Raw genomic sequence first — 7,128 nt, 5'->3', positions numbered from 1 at the left:
CCTATTCGGGCGATCTCGACTTCTACGACCAGCAGCGCGCGATGGGCGAACAGCAACGCCAGGCGCGATACGAGCGCCAGCAAGCCATGCTGGCCAAGGAAATCAAGGTCATCGAGAAGATCTAGGCGCGCGCCAGCCACGCCGCCCAGGTCCAGAGCCGGGTGAAGAAGCTCGACAAGATCGAACGCGTCGAGGCGCCGCGCCGTCGCCAGTCGGTCCAGTTCGAGTTCCGGAGCCCGCCGCGGTCGGGTGACGACGTGATCAGCCTGCGCAATGTCCACAAGGGCTACGGCGACCAGCCCATCTATGAAGGCCTCGACCTCCTGGTGCGCCGCAAGGAACGCTGGTGCGTCCTGGGCGCCACCGGGGCCGGGAAATCGACGCTGCTGAAACTGGTGGCCGGCGCCACCGCGCCCGACCAGGGCACGGTCGGCATCGGCGCCAGCGTCAGGATGGGCTACTTCGCCCAGCACTCCATGGACCTGCTGGACGGCGAAGAGACGATCTTCGAGTCGCTGGACAGCGCGTTCCCGCAGGCGGGCCAGGGCGCGCTGCGCACCCTGGCGGGGTGCTTCGGCTTCTCGGGCGACGATGTGGAAAAGCCCTGCCGCGTGTTGTCCGGCGGCGAGAAGGCGCGCCTGGTCATGGCCAAGATGCTGTTCGATCCGCCGAACCTGCTGGTGCTCGACGAGCCGACCAACCACCTCGACATGGTGACCAAGGAGATGCTGGTCGCCGCCCTGGCGGACTTCGAGGGCACCATGCTCTTCGTCTCGCACGACCGCCATTTCCTGGGCGCCCTGTCGAACCGCGTGCTGGAGCTGACGCCCGAGGGCGTTCATCAGTACGGCGGCGGCTATTCGGAATATGTCGCCCGCACGGGCCAGGAAGCGCCGGGGCTGCACCCAGGCGGGTAGCGGCGCCCCTCGCAGGCGGCGCGCAGCCCGCGCATCAGATGTCGGTGGCGGAGCAGGGTTCTGCTCGCTCGGTGGCCAGTCCGGAAGGCCTGGTGTGGGGCGCCTCGGCGCGCCCGAGGGTCAGCGCCGGGCGGCGCTGGCGAGGGCGGTGGTTTCGCGGGGGCTCATGCCGCGGACGTTGGCCACGGCGCAGCGCTGGGCGCCCGCCGGCGTGGTCGCGACCACCTCGGCCGCCGCGCCCGGGCAGATCACGTCGCCGCCGTCGGCGCGCAGGGTGATCTTCTGCGCGGCGTCCAGGGCGGCGCATCCGCCGGGGAGCTGCAGGCGATAGATCGAGCCCGTGCGGGACTGGACGTAGAGGGTCTTGTCGCCGGCGCGGGAGACCCCGGCCACGAGCCGGCCGCTGAAGCACTGCTGCGTCGGCGCCGCGGACGGATAGGCGCGGAGCTGAGCGCCGTAGTCGAAGACCTGGCCGTTGTCGGCGAAGGCCGGAGCCGCCGAGAGCGCCATCGCGGCGCAGGCGAGGAAGAGCACGGGCTTCATGGTCGGACGTCCATGGCGGCTTCAGGTGATCGAAGCTTATGGCCGCGCGGCGGATTGGGAAAGCGCGTTCTCTGAACCTGGGGCCCGGTCAGTCGTCGAAGCTGAGGATCACGGCGGCCTCGTTGCCGAACAGGGGGCGGCCGAGCCTTCGGGCGTCAGACGCAGCCTTCGACGAGGACCAGTCTGCTGTCGGTCGTGCTGTGGCGCACCGCGAAGAGCGCCTGAGCATCGGGATCGTCCAGGAACGCCACCGCATTTTCGCGGGAGGGGAACTCGAGAATGACCATCAGCGCAGGAGCCCAGTCGCCTTCCATGACGGTCGGCGGGGCGCCGCGAACGATGTACCTGCCACCGTGCTTCTCGATGAAGGCCGGGATGGCCTCGATGTAAGGGCGAAAGCCCGAGAGGTCGTGGACCGAGAAGTCCAGCACCAGATAGGCCGTCATCGTCCTCCCCCGGGTTGAGCGCGGTGCGCCACGACGATTTTCACACAGGAGTATCCCATGCCCAAAGCTACCCCGGCAGCACGATCGCGCGCGCGCATGTCCGAAGCCCAGCTTCGGCAGAAGGCGCAGAGGCTGAGCGGACTGGCCCTTGAGACCCTGGCGGCGATCATGGGCGGCGAAGGCCAGGACTCCGTTCGACTGGCGGCGGCGCGGGAGGTGCTGGATCGCGGGCATGGCCGCCCGAAGCTCGGGGCGGGTGAGGTGGAATCGGAGGGCCTGACCGTCCTGGTGCAGCGCTTCACCGACGCAGATCCGAACCTGGAGGCCAAGGCTTGAGCACGCGCCGGCTGCCTTCCGAATGGAAGCCGAGACGCTATCAGAAGGCGCTGTTCGAATACCTGGAGGGCGGAGGTCGTCGGGCGGACGTGGCCGCGCATCGGCGCTGGGGGAAAGACGAGGCCGCGCTGCACTGGGCGGCGATCAGCACCATGACCAGGGTCGGCGTCTATTGGCACCTGCTGCCAGAGGCGAGCCAGGGGCGCAAGGCGATCTGGGACGCGGTCAATCCTCATACGGGCGTGCGCCGGATCGACGAGGCCTTTCCACCGGCGATGCGATCGCGCACCCGTGACCAGGAGATGATGATCCACTTGAAGAACGGATCGACCTGGCAGGTGGCGGGCTCGGACAACTACAATTCGCTGGTGGGCTCGCCACCGATCGGCGTGGTGTTCTCGGAGTGGTCGCTGGCCAAGCCCGAGGCCTGGGAATACCTCCGGCCGATCCTGGCGGAGAACGGCGGATGGTCGCTCTTCCTGTGGACGCCGCGTGGCCGGAACCACGCGACGCGCGCCTTCGAGGCGCGGGCTCGGGACGCCGACTGGTTCTGCCTGAAGTCACCCGCCACAGCGACCGACGTCTTCACGCCAGAGCAACTGGCCCGGGAGAAGGCCGAGCTGATCGCCGAGCTCGGGAGCGCGGAGGAGGGGGAGGCGCGGTTCGCGTCGGAGTACCTCGTGGACTTCGACGCCGCTGCGCCGGGCGCCTTTTATTCCAGCCTGCTGGCCGCGGCCGAGCGGGCGGGACGCGTGGGCCGCGTGCCGGTGGATCCGTCCTTGCGCGTGGACACCGCCTGGGACCTGGGCATCGACGACTACACGGCGGTCTGGTTCTTCCAGCAGGCCGGGCGCGAGGTGCGGGTGGTCGACTATTTCGAGACCAGCGGCGAGGGGCTGCCCGAGATCGTGCGGCGCGCAATCGCCGAGAGGCCGTACCTGTGGGGGACCCATCACCTGCCGCACGATGTGATGGTGCGCGAGCTGGCCACCGGGCGATCGCGGTACGAGACCCTGGGGTCCTTGGGGCTGACGCGCATCAGCGTGGGGACGGCGGCCGATCCGGAGGAGCGGGTGAACGCCGCGCGACTGATGATCCCGCTATGCTGGTTCGACGCCCAGCGGTGCGCTGTGGGCCTGGAGCGGCTGCGCGGGTATCGCAAGCGCTGGAACCGGGCGACGCGGAGCTACGGCGGGCCGCTGCACGACAAGGCCAGCCACGGGGCCGACGCCTTCGGCGAGTTTGCGCTGAACCGACGGGGCGGGGCCGAAATCGCGGCGCGACCGGCGGCGCGGGCGCCAGTGGGATCGCTTTCGTGGATGGGCTGAAGAGATAACGACGGTTGACGAAGTCCGCGCCCGGGCCTCACCTGACGGCGCTCAAGTCGCGGGGGCGGCTTCGTAGGAGGAATTCATGCGGGCTCTGACCATCGCCCTGGCGCTCGCGGCCTCGTCGCTCGCCGCCCCGGCCGCCGCCGCTGTCTTCACGTTCGAGGCGATCCTGGATGGGCCCAGCGAGGCGCCGCCCAACGCCTCGCCCGGCACGGGCTTCGCGAGGGTGGTCTTCGACGACGTCGCCCAGACCATGAGCGTGCAGGCGGAATTCCAGGACCTGATCGGGATCACAACCGCGGCGCACATCCACGGCCCGACGGCGGCGCCGGGTACGGGGACCGCGGGTGTCATGACCTCGACGCCGAGCTTTCCGCTCTTCCCGCTGGGGGTGACCTCCGGGAGCTTCTCCAACGTCTTCGACATGCTGCTGACGACGTCCTACAATCCGGGCTTCCTCAACAACGCGACGAACCTGGGCTCGGTGGCCACGGCGTCCAACACGATGCTGACCGCGATGCGGGACGGGAAGGCCTATTTCAACATCCATACCCCCCAGTACCCGGGCGGTGAGATCCGCGGATTCCTCACCGCGGTTCCCGAGCCGGGGACCTGGGCGTTGATGATCGCGGGGTTCGGGATGACGGGGGCGGTGCTGCGGAGCCGGCGGCGGCCGGCGGTCCGGGCCGCACGTTAATCCTGATCTTCCAGAGGTCGTTAAGCGCCTTGAACTAAAAGGGAAATTGTCGGGGGACGACTTTGAGCCGAGGCTCGAATGCCGGAACCTGTGCGTCTCCTGATCGACCTTTGCGAAGCGCGCCCATTCGCGAGTCTGGCGGTGGTGATCGCCTCGATCCTCTACGTGCGCCTCATGACCGGAGGGCCCCGGGTCTACTGACCGGCGACGCTTTCCAAGCGCCAGCATGCAACCTCCCGGCGGCGACCGCATTTCCATGGCCGCATTCACGGAGGAAACAGTCATGAGCGGTGTTGGTATTATCGGTGCGATCCTAATCGGCATCCTGGCCGGCTGGATCGCCGAGAAGTTGATGGGGCGCAGCCACGGCCTCGTCACCAATCTGATCGTCGGCGTCGTCGGCGCCTTCCTGGGCAGCTTCCTGGCCACGACCCTGGGAATCGGCACCGGCTCGGGCATCCTGCCCAGCCTGCTGGTCGCCACGGCGGGCGCAGTCATCCTGCTGTTCATCGTCGGACTGGTCCGCCGCCGTAGCGCCTAAACCCCAAGGTCCCATCGCGGCCGGTTGACAGGGCTTGTTACAACTGTAATCTGACATTGCTACGGTTGTAATAATGAGCTGGGAGGCCGCGATGCGGACTGTGGGAAGACGCTTGGCGACAGGCATGGGCGCGGCGCTGGCCGCAGGCGCGGCATCGGCCCAGGAGGGCGGTTACACCCTCGTGCCGGCCGCCGAACGGCTGACGGTGGGCGGCGTGTTCGCCGATGCGTCCACGGAGATGCAGGCTGTCATGTTCCTGCTGCTGGCCGCCGCGGCCGCCTCGGTGGTCGTCTGGGCCATGAGCCTGGGCAAGGTGGACAAGGCCGACGCCAAAGGGCTGGCCGGCGCGCTGGCGCGGCTGCGCATCGTTCGCTCGGCCGGCGTGCCCCTGGGCTGCCTCGCGGCAGCCTATGTGATGTTTTCGAGCTTCCTCGGTATTTCCAACGTGCGGCCCGCGCCAAGCCTGACGGTGGTGGCGCCGGGACTGGCGGAGGCGACGCTGGCGATCATGCTGGGTCTCCTGGCCACCACGGTCGCGGTGGTCTGCGAGCGGCACCTGGAAGGCCGGATCCGCCGCGCCGCGGCCTGAGGGGCCCGTGAACGACCTCAACATCTCGCCGGCCGAGAGCCAGGTGATGGCGGCGGTCTGGGCCGGCGCGGAGGCGGGCGCGGGCGGCGCCGGGGTCGAGCAGATCCTGGCCGCCACGGGCGCGGCCAACGACTGGGGCGAGTCCACCGTGCGCACCCTCATCCACCGGCTGATCCGGAAGGGCGCGTTGAAGTCGGAGCGGCGGGGCGCGGGCGTGGTCTATATTCCCCTGATCGGCCGCGAGACCTGGATGACCACCGAGAGCCAGGGGCTGCTGGACCGCCTGTTCGGCGGCCAGCTGGCGCCGCTGGTGGCGCACTTTACCAAGGCGAAGGCCGTCGCGCCGGACGATCTGGCGCGGCTGCGGCGACTGGTGGCCGACCTGGACGCCGACGAGGAGGATTAGACCGCGATCGCGTCCGGCTCGTCGGCCAACAGGCGGGCGATCTCGGCCAGCAGGGCGGCGGCCGAGATCGGCTTGGCCACCACGCCGCTCATGCCCGCGGCCAGGTATTCCGAGCGCTGGTGGACCATGGCGTTGGCGGTAAGCGCGATGATGGGCACGTGGGCGGCCCGACCCTCCAGGCCGCGGATGGCGCGGGCCGCCTCGACCCCGCCCATGTGGGGCATCTGGATGTCCATCAGGATCAGGTCGTGGCGGCCGGTGCGGGCGGCGGCGAGACCCGCCAGGCCGTCCTCCGCCTCGGCCACCGTGGCGCCGAGGCGGGCGAGCATGGTGCGGGCGACCAGGCGGTTGGTGGCGTTGTCTTCCACGAGCAGGATGCGCACGCCCTCGAGCACGCCATCCTCAACCGGCTGGACGACGAGCGGCCGGGCGGCGGGCGCCTCGAATTCGAACCAGAAGGTGGAGCCGACATCCGGTTCGCTGGCAAAGCCGATGCGGCCGCCCATCATCCGCACCAGGGCCTGGCTGATGGAGAGGCCGAGGCCCGCGCCGCCGAAGCGCCGGGCCGTGTCGCTCTCGGCCTGGTGGAAGCGCTCGAAGAGGTGCGACTGGGCCTCGGGCGTCATGCCGATGCCGGTGTCCTCCACCTCCAGGCGCACGTGTCGGCGACCGTCGCCCGCGTCATGGACCGCCAGCCGCGCGGCCACATGGCCTGCCGGGGTGAACTTCACCGCATTGCCGATCAGGTTGAACATCGCATGGCGCAGGCGAACCGGGTCGGCCTCGATCCAAAGATCGTCGCCGGAGACCTCGCAGCGGAGCTCCACGTTCTTGGCCCGCGCCTGACCGTCGAGCAGGCCCACGACGGCGCGCAAGGCGTCGCCCACGTGCATGGGCTCGGGCGAAAGATCGAGTTGGCCGGCCTCGATCTTGGAGAAGTCGAGCACGTCGTTCAGCAGCTGCGACAGCATGCGGCCGCAGTCGTCGGCCTGGCGCATCAGCTCGCGGCCCTCAGGCGAGATGTCCTCGCGCTCCAGGAGCTGCAGGGCGCCCAGGATGCCGTTCATCGGCGTGCGGATCTCGTGGCTGACGTTGGCCAGGAAGTCGGCCTTCGCGCGAGTGGCCTGTTCGGCCTCGGCCTTGGCCTCCTGCAGCGCCAGCTCGGCGGCCACCTGGGCGGTGACGTCGCGGCTGGTGTCGATGGTGGCCACGGGGACGCCGTCCTCGAGGATGAGGCGGGCGCTCGACTGCATCCACAGCCAGCGGCCGTCCTTGTGGCGCACGCGGACGGTCATCACCTCGGGCCGCGAGGGATCGGCCAC

At 69.6% G+C, this 7,128-nt stretch carries 9 protein-coding genes and 1 pseudogene; 7 read left to right on the top strand and 3 right to left on the bottom strand.

Going from position 1 to position 7,128, the window contains the following annotated elements; genetic code table 11:
• Positions 1–917: pseudogene (locus Q7W29_12085) on the top strand (ABC-F family ATP-binding cassette domain-containing protein).
• Positions 918–1,037: 120 nt separating this feature from the next.
• Here the strand turns inward: Q7W29_12085 and Q7W29_12080 are convergent.
• Both Q7W29_12080 and Q7W29_12075 read right to left on the bottom strand, forming a co-directional pair.
• Positions 1,038–1,460 (bottom strand): DUF6491 family protein, encoded by a 423-nt coding sequence (locus Q7W29_12080; GenBank protein MDO9172555.1) that lies wholly within the window; start codon positions 1,458–1,460, stop codon positions 1,038–1,040.
• Positions 1,461–1,615: 155 nt separating this feature from the next.
• The gene (locus Q7W29_12075) at positions 1,616–1,906 is read right to left on the bottom strand and encodes a DUF1330 domain-containing protein (protein ID MDO9172554.1); all 291 of its coding nucleotides are present in this window, start codon (positions 1,904–1,906) and stop codon (positions 1,616–1,618) included.
• Between the two features lie 57 nt (positions 1,907–1,963).
• Here Q7W29_12075 and Q7W29_12070 point away from each other — a divergent pair, with 57 nt between their 5' ends.
• The 6 genes from Q7W29_12070 (at position 1,964) to Q7W29_12045 (ending at position 5,806) form a co-directional block, all read left to right on the top strand.
• Positions 1,964–2,242, top strand: coding sequence for a hypothetical protein (locus tag Q7W29_12070; protein MDO9172553.1), 279 nt, complete (start codon positions 1,964–1,966; stop codon positions 2,240–2,242).
• A complete protein-coding gene (locus tag Q7W29_12065) occupies positions 2,239–3,570 on the top strand; it encodes a hypothetical protein (GenBank protein MDO9172552.1) in 1,332 nt (443 codons plus the stop codon). Before Q7W29_12070 ends, Q7W29_12065 begins: the two co-directional genes overlap by 4 nt.
• Before the next feature lie 85 nt (positions 3,571–3,655).
• The gene (locus Q7W29_12060) at positions 3,656–4,270 is read left to right on the top strand and encodes a CHRD domain-containing protein (GenBank protein ID MDO9172551.1); all 615 of its coding nucleotides are present in this window, start codon (positions 3,656–3,658) and stop codon (positions 4,268–4,270) included.
• Positions 4,271–4,553: 283 nt separating this feature from the next.
• Positions 4,554–4,811 (top strand): GlsB/YeaQ/YmgE family stress response membrane protein, encoded by a 258-nt coding sequence (locus tag Q7W29_12055; protein MDO9172550.1) that lies wholly within the window; start codon positions 4,554–4,556, stop codon positions 4,809–4,811.
• A gap of 124 nt (positions 4,812–4,935) precedes the next feature.
• Positions 4,936–5,400: a hypothetical protein gene (locus Q7W29_12050; GenBank protein MDO9172549.1), complete on the top strand. Its 465-nt coding sequence runs from the start codon at positions 4,936–4,938 to the stop codon at positions 5,398–5,400.
• Positions 5,401–5,407: 7 nt separating this feature from the next.
• Positions 5,408–5,806 (top strand): BlaI/MecI/CopY family transcriptional regulator, encoded by a 399-nt coding sequence (locus tag Q7W29_12045; protein MDO9172548.1) that lies wholly within the window; start codon positions 5,408–5,410, stop codon positions 5,804–5,806.
• Here the strand turns inward: Q7W29_12045 and Q7W29_12040 are convergent.
• On the bottom strand, positions 5,803–7,128 hold a 1,326-nt coding region (locus Q7W29_12040; protein MDO9172547.1), incomplete at its 5' end, for an ATP-binding protein. The two genes, Q7W29_12045 and Q7W29_12040, sit on opposite strands and share 4 nt — an antisense overlap.

Source organism: bacterium (assembly GCA_030654305.1).
Classification (GTDB): domain Bacteria; phylum Krumholzibacteriota; class Krumholzibacteriia; order LZORAL124-64-63; family LZORAL124-64-63; genus PNOJ01.
Note: the sequence above shows the minus strand (reverse complement) of the source record. Positions and strands in the feature narration are given on the sequence as shown.